The organism is Neisseria lisongii, from assembly GCF_028463985.1.
GTDB classification, from domain to species: Bacteria; Pseudomonadota; Gammaproteobacteria; order Burkholderiales; family Neisseriaceae; genus Neisseria; species Neisseria lisongii.
Genome location: NZ_CP116766.1, coordinates 2,048,929 through 2,065,000, shown reverse-complemented (window position 1 = coordinate 2,065,000; position 16,072 = coordinate 2,048,929). Strand labels below are relative to the sequence as shown.

Here is a 16,072-nt window from a genome sequence, read left to right as displayed (position 1 = left end):
GAATGGCTGCGGCATTCCGCACATTACAGCAAATGAACTGAAACCGCAGCGGCATTGCGCCACATTGTTCTGATTTCATTTCATCCGCCCTACTATATAGATAATCGGCACGGAAATACCGGATAAGATTGAGGCGATTATACCGATTTTTATCCACAACCGCACGATTATTTTTTATCCACAAGCACTCGGTTTTCAGACGGCAAACTGTCGCAAAATTCCCCACCCCGATACCGCATTATCGGGCAAAGCGTTTATATTGATTGACAAAAGCCAAAAATTAGAGTGTAATTCAGGGTTTAATTTCTACCGAATTTTAGGAAAAACCATGAAACGCACTTATCAACCTTCTGTAACCAAACGCAAACGTACCCACGGTTTCTTGGTACGCTCTAAAACCCGCGGCGGCCGTGCCGTTTTGGCTGCACGCCGTGCCAAAGGCCGCAAACGCCTGGCTGTTTGATTTTGAACTACGGCTTTGCAAAGCAGTATCGCTTATTAAAAACGGATGATTTTTCATCCGTTTTTGCATTCAGGAAACGGCAAAACAGCGAATGGCTGCAATTAATCCAATCCCCCGACAACGGCCTCGGCTATCCGAGGCTGGGTTTGGTGGTGAGCAAAAAAACCGCCAAACGTGCCAATGCCCGCAATTATATGAAGCGGGTCATTCGGGAATGGTTCCGCATTCATAAAAACGCCTTACCGCCGAGAGATTATGTGGTTCGGGTATTGAAACCGTTCGACAAAAGCCGCTCGGCGCAGGCACGCTGCCAGTTGGCGCAACTGTTGAAAGTCAAACCGTGAACCGCCTTGCCGCCGCCCTGCTGCTGGGCTGTATCCGCTTTTACCAATATGCCGTCAGCCCGCTGATTCCGCCCCGCTGCCGCTATGTGCCGACCTGTTCGCAATACGCCGTGGAAGCGGTGAAAAAATACGGCGCTTTCAAAGGCGGCTGGCTGGCGGCCAAACGCATCGCCCGCTGCCACCCTTGGGGCGGACACGGCCACGACCCCGTGCCGTAACAAGGCCGTCTGAAAACCGTAGGTTTCAGCGAAGCTAAAACGAATGAAATGAGTTTATGCGAAGCTAAAACTGTAAGTTTCAGCAACGCTAAAACAAGCAAAGCAAATTTCAACAAAGCCCAGGCCCCGCTCGATACTTCAGACCCGGCAAGTCCATATTTTTCATTTGAATTTAAGTGTATAGCGGGTTCACTTTAAAAGAGGACACAGCGGCATCCAACGCCATACTTTTTAAAGTGAATTCACTATAAATATGATAAACTCTCAGTCTTTCAATACAGACCCTGCCATTTCAGGAATTTCTTATGGATTTTAAAAGACTCACCATCTTCTTTGCCCTTGCCCTCGCCATCCTGATGGGCTGGGAGCAGCTGTTTCCTTCGCCGAAACCGAATCCGGCGCAACAGCCTGCGGTGCAGCAACAGGCCGCTGCAGCCAAAACCGAAGCCGCACTAACCCCCGCATCACCGATTACGGTTACCACCGATACCGTGAAAGCCGTTATTGACGAGAAAAGCGGCGATTTGCGCCAACTGACCTTGCTCAAATACGAAGCAACCGGCGATGCCGCCAAGCAGTTTGTTCTGTTTAACGACAGCAAAGACTATACCTACGTCGCCCAATCCGAACTGCTGGATGCCCAAGGCAACAATATTCTGAAAGATATTGCCTTTACTGCACCGCAGAAACAGTACACCTTAAACGGCGATATGCTGGAAGTCCGCCTCAGCGCCACAGCCGCAAACGGCCTGCAAGTGGATAAAGTCTATACTTTCCACAAAGACAGCTATGTGATTGACGTGCGCTTCGATGTTGCCAACAACAGCAGTGCCGCCGCCAACCTGAGCGCCGCCTACAGCGTTGTCCGCGACAAAAGCGAACCTGAAGGCCAAGCCTACTTCACTCATTCCTATGTCGGCCCGGTGGTGTACACCCCTGAAAACAAATTCCAAAAAGTCAGCTTCTCTGATTTGGACGACGATGCCAAAAGCGGCAAAAACGAAGCCGAATACGGCCGCACCGCCAAAACCGGCTGGCTGGGCATGATCGAACACCACTTTATGGCAACTTGGATTCTGCAGCCTAAAGACGGCCAAACCGTCTGCAGCCAAGGCGATTGCCGTATCGATCTCAAACGCCGCAACGACAACTTATACAGCGCAGGTGTCAGCGTACCGATGGCACCCGTGGCCGCAGGCGGCAAAACTTCGATCGACATGAAACTGTATGCCGGCCCGCAAACCACCCGTGTGATTGCCAATGTTGCCGATAATCTGCAACTGGCAAAAGACTACGGCAAAGTACACTGGTTCGCCTCGCCGCTGTTCTGGCTGCTCAACGTGTTGCACGGCTTTATCGGCAACTGGGGCTGGGCGATTATCGCACTGACCATTATCGTCAAAGCCGTTCTCTATCCGCTGACCAACGCCTCTTACCGCTCGATGGCGAAAATGCGTGCCGTTGCGCCGAAACTGCAGGCCATCAAAGAGAAATACGGCGAAGACCGCATGGCGCAGCAACAAGCCATGATGCAGCTTTACAAAGACGAAAAAATCAACCCGCTGGGCGGCTGCTTACCGATGTTGCTGCAGATTCCGGTATTTATCGGCCTCTACTGGGCGCTGTTTGCCTCGGTCGAACTGCGTCAAGCACCTTGGCTGGGCTGGATTACCGACCTGAGCCGTGCCGACCCTTACTACATTTTGCCGCTGATTATGGCCGCAACCATGTTCGTCCAAACCTACCTGAATCCGCCGCCGACCGACCCTGTGCAGGCGAAAATGATGAAGATTATGCCGCTGATTTTCTCGGTAATGTTCTTCTTCTTCCCGTCAGGTTTGGTGCTGTACTGGATCATCAACAACCTCTTGACCATCGCCCAACAATGGTATATCAACAAATCCATTGAAAAACAGCGCAGCCAAGGCGAAGTCGTTTCCTAAGCCGCAGCCGTAAACCAACAAGCCGTCTGAAAATCAGATTTTCAGACGGCTTGTTTTGTATGATGGAACAACCTCAAAGTTCTATAGCGGATTTAATTAATTTTCGATACAAGGCAGCAAGCCGAAGACAGTACAAGTAGTACGGCTAGGCGCAGCAACGCCGTAGCGAAAGTTAAGTTAATCCGCTATACGGTATTGGCTGCAGCTTGTTTTACTTTGGGATCATTCCGCCATATCTTTAGCATCATCCGACATGAAGCACAAAAATCGTCGGACGCTTTCTCAAATCCGGCCGCTCACCGCTTTTTCGCCAATCGGCAACCGTTTTGCTGACAATCACCTGCTCCGGCGAAGTCAGTTCGCAGGCCACGCACAGGCGGGTTGCCTCGTGCAGACAAGACAAGGCATCGGCCAACAGCGCCTCGTTGCGGTACGGCGTTTCGATAAAAATCTGCGTTTCATTTTGGCTGCGGCTGCGTTTTTCCAGATTTTTCAAAGCCTCAATCCGGCTGTTTTTTTCAGACGGCAGATAGCCCTTAAACGCAAAATTCTGACCGTTCGCCCCCGAAGCCATCAACGCCAGCAATACGCTGGACGGCCCGACCAGCGGCCGCACTTCAAAACCCTGACGGTGCGCCAGCGCCACCAAATCCGCCCCCGGATCGGCAATCGCCGGACAGCCCGCCTCGCTGACAATCCCCATGCTGCGCCCTTCCTGCAACGGTTTCAGCAACTCGGGAAGCGTTTTCGGATCGGTATGCTCGTTCAGCGTTTGCAGATTCAACTCACGAATCGGCGCAGTTACGCCCAAATGCTTCAGATGGCTGCGGGCGGTTTTTTCCGCCTCAACCACAAAATCCGTCAGCCCCACAATCTGCGCCTGCTCATGCGGCAGCAGACAAGGCGTATCATGCGCCGCCAGCGGCGTGGGAATCAAATATAAAACCGGTTTCATTATTTTTCCTGTCTGATGTATGATTTTATTTATTCATATTCGCACAAAGCCCTGTTTTCAGACGGCCTCACACCACCGCCCAACCTTCTTCCGCCAAAAACTCAACCAGCTTAAACAAAGGCAGCCCGATTAAGGCATTGGGGTCGCTGCTGTCTATCCGTTCCAACAGCGCCGCACCCAAACCCTCGCTCTTGGCAGCACCGGCGCAATATACCGCATCGGGTTCCCGTTCGAGATAACGGCAGATTTGTTCGCTGCTCAAAGAGCGCATTTTCACAACAGTTTTGTCCACATGGCAGCAAATCCGACCCGTAACCGTATTCAAAAGCACGATTGCGCTGTAAAATTCAATTTCCTGACCACTGAGTTCATGCAGCATCTGTTGTGCCTTCGCCACGCTCATCGGCTTGCCCAGCTGGCGGTTTTGACACCACGCCACCTGGTCGGCACCGATAATCAGCGCTTGGGGAAAAGCGGCAGCCAGCGAACGGGCTTTGCCCTCCGCCAGCCGCAACGCCGTATCTGCTGCGGTTTCGCCCGCAAGCGGCGTTTCATCGAAATCGGGCGAAGCCGTCTGAAAAACGACACCCAAACGCTCGAGCTGCGCACGGCGGAAAACCGAACTCGATCCTAAAACCAAAGGCAGTTTCATACTCATTTGCTTAAAAAACATTGACGATAACCTGCTGAAATTATATCATACTCGGTTTATGTTAGACCCTAATTTGATTGAACCCGAAACGTTTGCCGCCGAAAAGCAGATTCTGCAAGGCAGTTTCATGCTTTCCGAGCTGGACGAACGTGTTTGGTCGCACGAATTTCCGGCCGATAAAAACAGCACCGTTTCTTTCACCCTCAAGGGCGGAAGGGATAATCTGCAGCGGCTGTTTTTGGATTTGGAACTCACCGGCGAGATGCCTTTGACTTGCCAAAGGTGTATTCAGCCGATGCCGTTTTCGCTCAATGAAGCCGGCCGCATTGTATTGTTCGACAATGAGGAAAAGCTCGACGAAGCCATGCTCTCCGATGAGGAATTGGAAGGCATGGTGATTGAGAAAACGCTGGACGTGCGCCAACTGATCGAAGACCAAATCCTGATGGCCTTGCCGTTTTCTCCACGCCACGAAGACTGCGGCAACCGGGCGCTGAATGAGGTCAATCGGGACAAACCCAACCCCTTCGCTGTTTTGGCAGGTTTGAAAAGCAGCGGAAATTAGGACACCGTATTTTTATTTAGGAGCTTGAAATGGCCGTTCAACAAAACAAAAAATCCCCTTCAAAACGCGGTATGCACCGTTCACACGATGCCCTGACTGCGCCTTCTCTGTCTATCGACAGCACCACCGGCGAAGTACACCGCCCGCACCACATTTCGCCTAACGGTATGTACCGCGGCCGCAAAGTGGTGAAAGCCAAAGGCGAATAATTTTATTCGACCGACTGAAAAGCCAGAATATTGCCGGAGCAATGCTGGCTTTTTTGTATAGCGTCGGGCGCATTTGTTACACCGCAAACCGATGCGGAACAATGCCCCAGCGCCGATACATTTCAAACCTGCAAACGGTACGCCGCATACCTTTGCCCGTACCGCATTTTTCATCATTCAGACATTGCGTCCCGCATTTTCCCCAGCAAAGCGGAAACGGATAAACCATTATGAAGAAAAAAATCTGGTACACCTACGACGAAATCCACCGTGTCATTAAAGGCCTTGCCGAAAAAATCCAACAATCGGGCGTAAAATACGATGCCATGATTGCCATCGGCGGCGGCGGATTCATTCCCGCACGCATGTTGCGCTGCTTTCTGGAAATCCCGATTTATGCCGTAACCACCGCTTATTACGACAGCGACAATGAAGGTCAGGTTACCGAGGAAGTCAAAAAAGTCCAATGGCTCGACCCGTTGCCCGAAGCCCTGAAAGGCAAAAACGTATTGGTCGTCGATGAAGTGGACGACAGCCGGGTAACCATGGAATTTTGCCTGACCGAATTGATGAAAGAAGATTTCGGCACCATCGGCGTAGCCGTTCTGCATGAAAAAATCAAAGCCAAAGCCGGTAAAATTCCCGAAAATATCCCCTACTTCAGCGGCATTACCGTAGAAGACTGGTGGATCAACTACCCTTGGGACGCTTTGGACATCGACGAACACAACCAACTGTCGCAAAAACACGACTGATACGCTGTTTGACGCAGCCGCAATGATGTTCCATGCAGGGCATACCGCAACACGCAGCCGCCCCGCATGGAAATCATGCGTTTGTACCGATTCAAAACACAGCCAAACACCATACCCCGTTTTCAGACGGCCTCTACTCGAACACAGGCCGTCTGAAAACAGCAACGGGACAGACGGGCGGATGGTGCAGCCGCTTTTCAGCAGCCGCACCATCCGCAAGCCCGCCAAACACCCGACGGAGAAAAACATGATTACACTGGCCGTAGATGCCATGGGCGGCGATGCCGGACTGGCCGTTACCATTCCCGGCTGCGTTGCCTTTGTGCAACGACAACCAAACGCCCATCTGATTCTGGTCGGCGACGAAACCGCCATTCATCAGGCACTCAAAAATGCCGACGCACCGAGCGGCCGCATCAGCGTACGCCACGCCGCACAAGTGGTCGAAATGGACGAAGCACCGCAACTGGCGCTGAAAAACAAAAAAGACTCCTCCATGCGGGTAGCCATCAATCTGGTAAAAGAAGGCGAAGCCCAAGCCGCCGTCTCCGCCGGCAACACCGGCGCTCTGATGGCCACCGCCCGTTTCGTCTTAAAAACCATTCCCGGCATCGAACGTCCGGCGATTGCCAAATTCCTCCCCGCCGCCGACGGCAGCGTTACCCTGATTTTGGACTTAGGTGCCAACGTCGATTGCACACCGCAGCAACTGACCCAGTTTGCCATCATCGGCAGCGAACTGTTTCAGGCACTCCACAGCCGCACGCCCCGTGTCGGCCTGCTCAACATCGGTTCGGAAGACATCAAAGGCTCGGATACCGTCAAACAGACATTTGCCCTGCTGAAAAACAGCAAACTGAATTTCATCGGCAATGTCGAAGGCAACGACATTTTCACCGGCAAAGTCGATGTCGTGGTCGCCGACGGCTTTGTCGGCAACATCACCCTGAAAACCATCGAAGGCGCAGTCAAATTTATCGGCAGCACCATCAAACAGGAATTTCAGGCCAACCTACTGACCAAACTCGGCGCACTCGCCGCCCTACCGGCGCTCAAACGCTTCAAAAACCGGCTCGACCCCCGCAAATTCAACGGCGCCATCTTCCTCGGCCTGCGCGGCGTGGTCGTGAAAAGCCACGGCGGCACCGACGAAACCGGTTTCGCCTTTGCACTGGAAGAAGCCTACCACGAAGCCAAAGCCGACAGTCTGGCCAAAATCGAACAAGGCGTTGCCGAACAACTCGCCGCCCTCCCCTCCGCCGACAGCGACAACGCAGCAGCCTGATACCGACACAAGTATGCCGTCTGAAAATGAATATTTCCATTTTCAGACGGCATTGGTTACTCAAATTGCACCGATAAAGATTAGAATATAAAAAGTAAAGTAAAATTAATTTTTCCAATGAAATCAATGATACTGATAAAATCATCTCCAACGCTACGCCCGTGTTCTAGAAATTATCAGTACTTTTATAACAATCTTATCCGAACCATTTACAACAGTGCCAAACTGATATTCCAAGCCAGACGAAGCAATTCACATCCCCAACCTGATTGAAAAGCGTTTGAAGGCGCAGAATTGGCTCGGAAAGTAAATCATGTTGGAATTCTTAAATCGGCAAAGGAAATAACTTAAATGAAAAAAATCTTCACAACAGTATTTTTATTAATAGCAACTTCAGGCTGCTCATTTGCTCAAAATCTCACAGATAAAATATCAGAAAAACAGCATAATAAGCCGTTACCTACTGCTACAGTAGAAAACGGTAAGGTAGATTTTACCGAGATTGTGGCTTGTTCTATCTTAAAGATCGCAGATTGCGGGAAAAAATATTCACACAGGCTGAGTTTAATGAAAGGTTGGACGGATGAGCAACGGAGAAGTATAGTAAATATAATGAAAATAGGAGATGAGGAACGATTTTATAATGATGATGATATAGTTGATGATAGTAAACATTATGCTACTAAAGTAGAATTAAAAGATGCGGTGGCTTTTGGCTATCCCATCAGCTCACTTTATTCCAGTGGATACTATGAAGGAAGTGCTTTTGGAGTAGAATTCACAACTTTCTATGGGCTATCCCAAATAAGTAAAATGTTCTCTATTGAAGATATCCATACTGCACAAAATGAAATGGGTTATATTTGGGCAATAGACGATCGACAAAACACATATAATCAATCTCTTTACGATAAAAAAGGAAGGAAATTACCAAAATTATCTGATTCTGATGGTGGCTGTGGTGCATGGGTAACGTTTATACCTGACAGCAAAACGATTGAAAATGGCAGCGGCTGTTAAGTCTTTTAAGACAGCATAACACCCACTGCATACCGCAAGCAGCCAGTGCTGCAAGCCGAAAATGACAAGGGCAGTACAGGAAAGCAGCACCAACTATTTACACTGATTTCAATTTAATCCACTAATAAACGGCATTTTCGCTTACAATTAAGCCGTCCAAGCAACGATTTCAAAAAGGTTCTCTTATGCAATATGCCAAAATCCTCGGCACCGGCAGCTACCTTCCCGCCAACCGTGTCAGCAACGACGACTTGGCCCGAAAAGTGGACACTTCCGACGAATGGATTACCACCCGCACCGGTATCAAATTCCGCCATATTGCAGACGATGGCGAAAAAACCAGCGATCTGGCTGTTGAAGCCGCCCGCCGTGCGCTGGCCGATGCCGCCACCGATGCCGACGAAATCGACCTGATTATCGTTGCCACCGCCACGCCCGATATGCAGTTTCCTTCCACCGCCACCATCGTCCAACAAAAACTGGGCATCGCCAACGGTTGCCCTGCTTTCGACGTACAGGCCGTCTGTGCCGGATTTATGTATGCACTGAACACCGCCGATGCCTACATCAAAAGCGGCATGGCGGAAAAAGTGCTGGTGATCGGCGCAGAAACCTTCAGCCGCATTGTCGATTGGAACGACCGCACCACCTGCGTATTATTCGGCGACGGTGCCGGCGCTGTCGTCTTGGGCGCATCGGAAGAAACCGGCATTATCCACGGCAAACTCAAAGCCGACGGCAACTATCTCGGTCTGCTCAACACCCCCGGCCAAATCGCCAACGGCCAAATCTGCGGCTCACCGTATTTGACGATGGACGGCCCCGGCGTATTCAAATTCGCCGTGAAAATGCTGGCAAAAGTCGCCGAAGAAGTCATCAGCGAAGCCGGTTTCACCGCCGAACAAATCGACTGGCTCGTGCCGCACCAAGCCAACCGCCGCATTATCGAATCCACCGCCAAACATTTGGGCTTGCCGCTGGAAAAAGTAATCCTCACCGTGCAAGACCACGGCAACACCTCCGCCGCCTCCATTCCGCTGGCGCTGGATAGCGGCATTAAAAACGGCCAAATCCGACGCGGCCAGCACCTGCTGCTCGAAGGCATCGGTGGCGGCTTCGCTTGGGGCGCTGTTCTGCTGCGTTATTAAACCGTCGGGTTTCACACTTTCCCGAACAAACACCGCATTCGGTTTTCAGACGGCCTAGGCCGTCTGAAAACCCATCTTTCCCGCCAATCCGCATGAAATCCGCCGCACTTCTCGGCAGCGCCGCCTATCTTGCCGCCGTCTGTCATCTCAACAGCCCGCTCGGTTGCCTGTATCTCATCCTGAGCGCCGTCGGCCTGCTGCTCTACGGTTTCGACAAACACCAAGCCCGCCGCAACGGCAGACGCATTCCCGAAAAATACCTGCACCTGACCGCCCTCTTCGGCGGCTGGTCAGGCGCATGGCTCGGCAGGCACTTCTTCCGCCACAAAACCGCCAAAACCCGTTTTACCGCCGTTTTCCGGCTCACCGTCGCCGTAAATATTGCCATAACCATTGCGCTGCTGATATATTCATCAGAATTTCTCCCCATACCAAAGGATTGATATGTCTTTCGCATTCTTTTTCCCCGGCCAAGGCTCGCAAAGCCTCGGCATGATGAACGGCTTTGCCGGAAAAAACACCGTAAAAGCCACGTTTGACGAAGCCTCCGCTGTATTAAACCAAGACTTGTGGGCCATGATTAACGGCGATGATGCCGACCTGATCGGCCAAACCGTCAATACCCAGCCGATTATGCTGGCCGCCGGCATCGCCACCTACCGTGCCTACCTCGAAGCAGGCGGTGCAGCGCCCGCCGCCGTTGCCGGACACAGCTTGGGCGAATACACCGCTTTAGTTGCCGCCGAAGCGCTGGACTTTGCCGATGCCGTCCGCCTCGTACGCCTGCGTGCCGAACTCATGCAGTCCGCCGTACCTCAAGGCGTGGGCGCAATGGCCGCCATCTTAGGCTTGGAAGACGAACAAGTGAAAGCCATCTGCGCCGCAGCCGCCGGTAACGAAGTCGTCGAAGCCGTCAATTTCAACTCACCCGGCCAAATCGTGATTGCCGGCAACACCGCCGCCGTCGAACGTGCCATGGCCGCCGCCAAAGAAGCCGGTGCCAAACGTGCCTTGCCGTTGCCGGTATCCGTCCCCTCGCACTGCAGCCTGATGAAACCCGCCGCCGAACAGTTGGCGCAGGCACTCGCCGACACCGAAATCCGCACCCCGAAAATCCGTGTGATCCACAACGCCGATGTCGCCGCCCACAACGACCCCGCCCAAATCAAAGATGCCCTCGTCCGCCAGCTCTACAGCCCCGTCCGTTGGACCGAAACCGTTAATCTGCTGGTTTCAGACGGCCTCACCGAGTCCGCCGAATGCGGCCCCGGCAAAGTATTGGCAGGCTTGGCCAAACGCATCAACAAAGCCGCCGTATGCAGCGCCCTGACCGGCAGCGAAGCCATCGCCGCCTTTATCAAAACCCACGCCTGATCCGCTTTTCAGACGGCCTGACTGTCAGACATCTTATGGTGAAATCACCCAAAGCACTACAATACGGCAAGATAAAGCCAACGCTGTCTTGCTTTGAGCTTATTTCACCATAACAGGCCGTCTGAAAATACCCTGTCCGCCATTGGCAGAAACCCCGTTATGCAAAACAAACAGACCATTATTTTCGGTATGCCGACCGTATTCGACCTGTCGGATTTAATCGAAGAAGCCTTGGCAGCAGAAGGCTTCACAGTTGCCAGCCTGTCCGAACTGTACCGACAGGCGGGCTATCCGTCGTTTGGCGCATGGCTGTACGCCAAATACCGCAAAATCGTCCATAAAGACAAAGAAACCGCCAAAAACCTCAAAAGTCTGGCTGCATTAAATCAACTGAAACAAAGCGGGCAGCCGCCCCACGCCGATTATGCTCTGCTTATCAGCGGCGATGTTTTCGGAAAAGAATTGATTGCATACCTCAACCAAACCGTTACCCACGGCTGTGTGAATTATCAATTTGACGGATTAAAACGCTTTCCCGCCATTTACCGGCTGATTTCCCTATTCAAACGCTTTTATGTCTTTGATCCGGCGGATTTAACCTCCGATCCCAAACATCTATTGCCCGCCACCAATTTTTATTTCAACCATACCGTCGAACCATCGACAACAATCAGCAGCGATTTCTATTACGCAGGCACCCACCACCCTTCCCGCCAAAAAATCATTACTGCATTTTTAGATTATGTGGCACAAAAACCCTACCGGCTTGATTTCAATCTGCTGGCAGGAAAACTCAAAACACCCCGCTCCGTTTACCCCTACCCGAATATCAACATACTCCGGCAAGGCATCGGTTTTAAAGAAAACCTGCACCGAGCGCAACGCAGCAACGTTCTGCTTGATTTTGTCATTGACGAACATTCGGGCTTATCGTTCAGAGTATTTGAAGCACTCGGCTACCGGAAAAAACTGATTACCACCAACCCGACTGTCCGAGAATACGATTTTTACCACCCCGACAACATCTTAATCTGCAACAGTTGCGACTTTTCCGCCGTCGATGATTTCCTGCAACGCCCTTATCATGAGCTGGATTCACAAATTTACCGGAAATACAGTTTCAGCAACTGGCTAAAATACGTTTTAGAAATACCGCCCTACTTACCGATTGAATTACCGGCTGACCACAAAGCCACTCAGCCGCATATCGAATAACAGCCCCCAACCCGCTTTTCAGACGGCCTGAAATTAGATTAAAACCTGTATTTATGCTATAAAGGCCGTCTGAAAACTTCGATTTTTAGTTAAAAGGAAACAAAATGAGTGTTCAAGATTTAAGCGGCAAGATTGCTTTGGTAACCGGCGCTTCGCGCGGTATCGGTGCGGCAGTGGCGGATACACTGGCGGCGACGGGGGCGAAAGTTATCGGCACCGCCACTTCCGAAAGCGGTGCGGCAGCCATCGGCGAGCGTTTGGCGCAATGGGGCGGCGAAGGCCGTGCGCTGAATGCGGCCGAGCCGGACAGCATTGAAAATCTGATTGCCGAAATTGAAAAAACGTTCGGCAAACTGGATATTTTGATCAATAATGCCGGTATCACCCGCGACAATTTGCTGATGCGCATGAAAGAGGAAGAGTGGGACGAGATTATGCAGGTCAATCTGAAATCGGTGTTCCGTGCGTCCAAAGCGGTGCTGCGGGGCATGATGAAACAGCGTGCCGGCCGCATTATCAACATTACTTCCGTGGTCGGTGTGATGGGCAATGCGGGTCAGACCAACTATGCAGCGGCGAAAGCGGGGCTGATCGGTTTTGCCAAATCGATGGCACGGGAAGTCGGCAGCCGCGGGATTACGGTAAACTGCGTAGCGCCGGGCTTTATCGATACGGATATGACCCGTGCGTTGCCGGAAGAAACCCGCAAAATGTTTGAAGCCCAAACCTCGCTCGGCCGCTTCGGCGAAGCGCAGGATATTGCCGATGCGGTGCTGTTTCTGGCTTCGGATCAGGCGAAATATATTACGGGTCAGACGCTGCATGTCAATGGCGGTATGCTGATGCCGTAATGGTTTGATTTCATTCAAAACAAGGCCGTCTGAAAATGGGATTGCGTATTTTCAGACGGCCTTGGTTTTTGGTTTGGCAAGCAGTTATGGAGAAAATTTACAATCATTGTTGCAGAAAACGCATGTTTGCCTGCGCTCTCTGTTCAAAAACCTGCTGAAACAGTACAATAAGCCTTTTATCGATTATTCCGAACAAGCCATGCTGACTTTTCAACAAATTATCTTCAAACTGCAAACTTTCTGGGCCGACAAAGGCTGCACCGTTCTCCAACCGTTCGACATGGAAGTCGGCGCAGGTACGTCCCATCCGGCAACATGCCTGCGTGCGCTCGGCCCCGAGCCTTGGTTTGCCGCCTATGTGCAACCGAGCCGCCGCCCGAAAGACGGCCGCTACGGCGACAATCCCAACCGCCTGCAACACTATTATCAGTTCCAAGTGGCGCTGAAACCTGCGCCTGCCGATATTCAGGATTTGTATCTGGATTCGCTGCGTGAATTGGGCATTGATCCGAAAATACACGATATCCGCTTTGTTGAAGACGACTGGGAAAACCCAACGCTGGGCGCATGGGGTTTGGGCTGGGAAGTGTGGCTCAACGGCATGGAAGTTACCCAGTTCACCTATTTCCAACAAGTCGGCGGCATCGACTGTTCTCCGGTTTTGGGCGAAATCACCTACGGTATCGAGCGGCTGGCAATGTATCTGCAAGGCGTGGAAAATGTGTATGATTTGGTGTGGACCAAAACATTGGACGGCCAAACGGTAACCTACGGCGATGTCTATCATCAAAACGAAGTCGAACAGTCCACCTACAATTTTGAATACAGCGACGCTGCATGGCTGCTGGAACAGTTCAACCACTACGAAGCGCAGGCCAAACGCCTTTTGGAAACCGAAGATGCCGCCCTCGCCCTGCCCGCTTATGAATTGGTACTCAAAGCCGGCCACACGTTCAACCTTTTGGACGCACGGGGCGCAATTTCCGTAACCGAACGGGCAACCTATATCGGCCGTATCCGCACCCTTTCCCGCAGCGTGGCGCAAAAATACCTTGCCAGCCGCGAAGCCCTCGGCTTCCCGCTGATTAAAAACCAAGCGGCATAGTTGCCAAATACCTGCTTACCCGTTTTCAGACGGCCTAAGGCTGCGGTTCACGCCCAAGCCGTCTGAAAACGGGTACGGGCTTAAAAATATCCCCAACAGAATACCCATATGATAGAAAAACTGACCTTTGGTTTATTTTCCAAAGTAGATACCCGTAATTTTATGCGGCTGATGATTTATATCAAGCCGTATAAGTTGCGGATTTTCGGCGCTTTATTGGCCATTTTCGGCGTAGCGCTTACCGAAAGCTATCTGGCTGCCTTTATCGCACCTTTGGTAAACCACGGTTTTGAAGCGCCGCAGGCCCTGCCCGAACTCTCTGCCGCAGGGGGGCTGATTGCCACCCTGCAAAACTGGAAAACGCAGTTTACCTATATGATTTGGGGAACGGCGGATAAAGTGTGGATTGTGCCGCTGTTTTTTATCTCGCTGATTCTGATTCGGGGTATCTGCCGTTTTGCCAGCACCTATCTGATGACATGGGTATCGGTGATGGCCATCAGCCATATCCGCCGGGATATGTTCAGCAAAATGCTGCTGCTCTCCTCTGATTTCCACCAAAAAACCCCGTCCGGCACGGTTTTAATGAACATGGTGCAGATGACTGAAGTTTCCATCAGCAATGCCAGCAACGTATTCATTACTCTGACCCGAGATACTCTGATTGTATTCGGATTAGTATGCGTATTGCTTTATCTCAACTGGCAACTCAGCCTGATTGTCGCCCTGATGTTCCCGCTGCTCTCGTTGCTCTCCCGCTACTACCGAAACCGCCTGAAAAACATCATTGCCAGCTCTCAACAAAGCATCGGCACGATGAATAATGTCATCAGTGAAATCCACCAAGGCCACCGTGTCGTCAAAATGTTCGGCGGACAGGAACGTGCCGCACAACGTTTTTCCGTCATCAACAACACCATCGTCCGACTGGGCAAGAAAATTACCCAAGCCACCGCCGCCCGTTCTCCGTTCAGCGAATTAATCGCCTCCGTTGCCCTTGCCGTGGTTATCTTTATCGCCCTGTGGCAAAGTCAGGCGGGTTACACCACCATCGGCGAATTTATGGCCTTTATCGTTGCCATGCTGCAAATGCTTTCCCCGATTAAAAACCTTGCCAACATCAGCATTCCCATGCAGAGCATGTTTCTGGCGGCCGATGGCGTATGCGGTTTTTTAGACGAACAACCCGAAAAAGACAGCGGCACACAAACCCTAAGCCAAGTCAGAGGCCGTCTGAAATTCGACCAAGTCGATGTTCAATATCACGAACACGGCAAAAAGGCCCTCGACAACTTCAACCTCGATATCCGCCCTGGAGAACGGGTTGCCCTAGTTGGTCGGTCCGGTAGCGGCAAAACCACCGTTGTCAATCTTCTACCCCGCTTCGTTACCGCCACTTCAGGCAGCGTATCCATTGATGGCATCAACATCAACGATGTCAAACTAACCAACCTGCGTACCAAATTCGCTCTTGTTTCGCAAGATGTCTTCCTGTTTGACGACACACTTTACAACAACGTTGCCTACAGCCGCCCCGAAGCAAGCGAAGCTGAAGTAACGGCCGCCATTCAAGCCGCCAACCTGCAAGACGTAATCAACAACAATCCGCAAGGCATACACCAGCCCATCGGTGCCAACGGCAGCCAACTCTCCGGCGGCCAACGCCAACGGGTTTCCATCGCCCGCGCCATCTTAAAAGATGCCCCGATTTTGCTGCTCGACGAAGCCACCAGCGCCCTCGACAACGAATCCGAACGCCTCGTCCAACAAGCCCTCGAACGCCTAATGACCGGCCGCACCAGTATTATCGTCGCCCACCGTTTGAGCACCATCGAACAATCCGATAGAATCATCGTGATGGACGAAGGTAAAATTATCGAAGAAGGCAGCCATCAGGAATTGATGGATAAAAACGGCTATTATGCAGCTTTGCAGAAAATGCCGAAGCTATCGTGAATTCACTTTAAAAC

Annotated in this window: 18 protein-coding genes; 16 read left to right on the top strand and 2 right to left on the bottom strand. The window is 51.6% G+C overall.

Going from position 1 to position 16,072, the window contains the following annotated elements:
- Positions 1-328 precede the first annotated feature (328 nt).
- The 4 genes from rpmH to yidC all read left to right on the top strand — a co-directional run bounded on the left by rpmH (position 329) and on the right by yidC (position 2,968).
- Positions 329-463, top strand: coding sequence for a 50S ribosomal protein L34 (gene rpmH / locus PJU73_RS09570; RefSeq protein WP_002214728.1), 135 nt, complete (start codon positions 329-331; stop codon positions 461-463).
- A gap of 2 nt (positions 464-465) precedes the next feature.
- On the top strand, positions 466-807 hold the full coding sequence (gene rnpA / locus PJU73_RS09565; RefSeq protein ID WP_237090477.1) for a ribonuclease P protein component: 342 nt from the start codon (positions 466-468) through the stop codon (positions 805-807).
- A complete protein-coding gene (gene yidD, locus PJU73_RS09560) occupies positions 804-1,025 on the top strand; it encodes a membrane protein insertion efficiency factor YidD (protein WP_237090331.1) in 222 nt (73 codons plus the stop codon). Before rnpA ends, yidD begins: the two co-directional genes overlap by 4 nt.
- A gap of 305 nt (positions 1,026-1,330) precedes the next feature.
- Positions 1,331-2,968: a membrane protein insertase YidC gene (gene yidC, locus PJU73_RS09555; RefSeq protein ID WP_237090332.1), complete on the top strand. Its 1,638-nt coding sequence runs from the start codon at positions 1,331-1,333 to the stop codon at positions 2,966-2,968.
- A 244-nt stretch (positions 2,969-3,212) separates the two neighbouring features.
- Here the strand turns inward: yidC and PJU73_RS09550 are convergent, their stop codons facing one another.
- Both PJU73_RS09550 and PJU73_RS09545 read right to left on the bottom strand, forming a co-directional pair.
- On the bottom strand, positions 3,213-3,923 hold the full coding sequence (locus PJU73_RS09550) for an SAM-dependent methyltransferase (RefSeq protein WP_237090333.1): 711 nt from the start codon (positions 3,921-3,923) through the stop codon (positions 3,213-3,215).
- Positions 3,924-3,990: 67 nt separating this feature from the next.
- Complete coding sequence (locus PJU73_RS09545) at positions 3,991-4,581, bottom strand: Maf family protein (RefSeq protein ID WP_237090478.1); 591 nt, start codon at positions 4,579-4,581, stop codon at positions 3,991-3,993.
- Positions 4,582-4,633: 52 nt separating this feature from the next.
- Here PJU73_RS09545 and PJU73_RS09540 point away from each other — a divergent pair, with 52 nt between their 5' ends.
- From PJU73_RS09540 to msbA, 12 genes are all read left to right on the top strand, one after another.
- The gene (locus tag PJU73_RS09540; RefSeq protein WP_237090334.1) at positions 4,634-5,140 is read left to right on the top strand and encodes a YceD family protein; all 507 of its coding nucleotides are present in this window, start codon (positions 4,634-4,636) and stop codon (positions 5,138-5,140) included.
- 29 nt (positions 5,141-5,169) lie between these two features.
- Positions 5,170-5,349, top strand: a complete 180-nt coding sequence (gene rpmF / locus PJU73_RS09535; RefSeq protein ID WP_237090335.1) for a 50S ribosomal protein L32 — start codon at positions 5,170-5,172, stop codon at positions 5,347-5,349.
- A 230-nt stretch (positions 5,350-5,579) separates the two neighbouring features.
- Positions 5,580-6,104, top strand: coding sequence for a phosphoribosyltransferase (locus PJU73_RS09530; protein ID WP_237090336.1), 525 nt, complete (start codon positions 5,580-5,582; stop codon positions 6,102-6,104).
- A 247-nt stretch (positions 6,105-6,351) separates the two neighbouring features.
- A complete protein-coding gene (plsX, locus tag PJU73_RS09525) occupies positions 6,352-7,389 on the top strand; it encodes a phosphate acyltransferase PlsX (protein WP_237090479.1) in 1,038 nt (345 codons plus the stop codon).
- A 351-nt stretch (positions 7,390-7,740) separates the two neighbouring features.
- Entirely contained in the window at positions 7,741-8,409 is a 669-nt protein-coding gene (locus tag PJU73_RS09520; protein WP_237090337.1) for a hypothetical protein, read from the top strand.
- Between the two features lie 185 nt (positions 8,410-8,594).
- Positions 8,595-9,557, top strand: a complete 963-nt coding sequence (locus PJU73_RS09515; protein WP_237090338.1) for a beta-ketoacyl-ACP synthase III — start codon at positions 8,595-8,597, stop codon at positions 9,555-9,557.
- A 92-nt stretch (positions 9,558-9,649) separates the two neighbouring features.
- Positions 9,650-10,000, top strand: coding sequence for a DUF1294 domain-containing protein (locus PJU73_RS09510; RefSeq protein ID WP_237090339.1), 351 nt, complete (start codon positions 9,650-9,652; stop codon positions 9,998-10,000).
- Position 10,001: 1 nt separating this feature from the next.
- Entirely contained in the window at positions 10,002-10,931 is a 930-nt protein-coding gene (gene fabD, locus PJU73_RS09505) for an ACP S-malonyltransferase (protein WP_237090340.1), read from the top strand.
- Between the two features lie 159 nt (positions 10,932-11,090).
- Complete coding sequence (locus tag PJU73_RS09500) at positions 11,091-12,146, top strand: WaaS/CpsH family glycosyltransferase (RefSeq protein ID WP_237090341.1); 1,056 nt, start codon at positions 11,091-11,093, stop codon at positions 12,144-12,146.
- 104 nt (positions 12,147-12,250) lie between these two features.
- Positions 12,251-12,997 (top strand): 3-oxoacyl-ACP reductase FabG, encoded by a 747-nt coding sequence (fabG, locus tag PJU73_RS09495; protein WP_237090342.1) that lies wholly within the window; start codon positions 12,251-12,253, stop codon positions 12,995-12,997.
- A gap of 199 nt (positions 12,998-13,196) precedes the next feature.
- Positions 13,197-14,102 carry a glycine--tRNA ligase subunit alpha gene (glyQ, locus tag PJU73_RS09490; protein WP_237090343.1) on the top strand — a complete coding sequence of 302 codons (906 nt, stop codon included), beginning with the start codon at positions 13,197-13,199 and terminating at the stop codon, positions 14,100-14,102.
- A gap of 108 nt (positions 14,103-14,210) precedes the next feature.
- Positions 14,211-16,058: a lipid A export permease/ATP-binding protein MsbA gene (gene msbA, locus PJU73_RS09485; protein ID WP_237090344.1), complete on the top strand. Its 1,848-nt coding sequence runs from the start codon at positions 14,211-14,213 to the stop codon at positions 16,056-16,058.
- Positions 16,059-16,072 lie beyond the last annotated feature (14 nt).

Excerpts from the sequence above, each read along its gene's own strand:
- rpmH (WP_002214728.1), top strand. The coding sequence starts at position 329 with ATGAAACGCACTTATCAACCTTCTGTAACCAAACGCAAACGTACCCAC.
- yidC (WP_237090332.1), top strand. The coding sequence starts at position 1,331 with ATGGATTTTAAAAGACTCACCATCTTCTTTGCCCTTGCCCTCGCCATC.
- PJU73_RS09550 (WP_237090333.1), bottom strand. The coding sequence starts at position 3,923 with ATGAAACCGGTTTTATATTTGATTCCCACGCCGCTGGCGGCGCATGAT.
- PJU73_RS09545 (WP_237090478.1), bottom strand. The coding sequence starts at position 4,581 with ATGAGTATGAAACTGCCTTTGGTTTTAGGATCGAGTTCGGTTTTCCGC.
- PJU73_RS09540 (WP_237090334.1), top strand. The coding sequence starts at position 4,634 with ATGTTAGACCCTAATTTGATTGAACCCGAAACGTTTGCCGCCGAAAAG.
- rpmF (WP_237090335.1), top strand. The coding sequence starts at position 5,170 with ATGGCCGTTCAACAAAACAAAAAATCCCCTTCAAAACGCGGTATGCAC.
- PJU73_RS09530 (WP_237090336.1), top strand. The coding sequence starts at position 5,580 with ATGAAGAAAAAAATCTGGTACACCTACGACGAAATCCACCGTGTCATT.
- plsX (WP_237090479.1), top strand. The coding sequence starts at position 6,352 with ATGATTACACTGGCCGTAGATGCCATGGGCGGCGATGCCGGACTGGCC.
- PJU73_RS09520 (WP_237090337.1), top strand. The coding sequence starts at position 7,741 with ATGAAAAAAATCTTCACAACAGTATTTTTATTAATAGCAACTTCAGGC.
- PJU73_RS09515 (WP_237090338.1), top strand. The coding sequence starts at position 8,595 with ATGCAATATGCCAAAATCCTCGGCACCGGCAGCTACCTTCCCGCCAAC.
- PJU73_RS09510 (WP_237090339.1), top strand. The coding sequence starts at position 9,650 with ATGAAATCCGCCGCACTTCTCGGCAGCGCCGCCTATCTTGCCGCCGTC.
- fabD (WP_237090340.1), top strand. The coding sequence starts at position 10,002 with ATGTCTTTCGCATTCTTTTTCCCCGGCCAAGGCTCGCAAAGCCTCGGC.
- PJU73_RS09500 (WP_237090341.1), top strand. The coding sequence starts at position 11,091 with ATGCAAAACAAACAGACCATTATTTTCGGTATGCCGACCGTATTCGAC.
- fabG (WP_237090342.1), top strand. The coding sequence starts at position 12,251 with ATGAGTGTTCAAGATTTAAGCGGCAAGATTGCTTTGGTAACCGGCGCT.
- glyQ (WP_237090343.1), top strand. The coding sequence starts at position 13,197 with ATGCTGACTTTTCAACAAATTATCTTCAAACTGCAAACTTTCTGGGCC.
- msbA (WP_237090344.1), top strand. The coding sequence starts at position 14,211 with ATGATAGAAAAACTGACCTTTGGTTTATTTTCCAAAGTAGATACCCGT.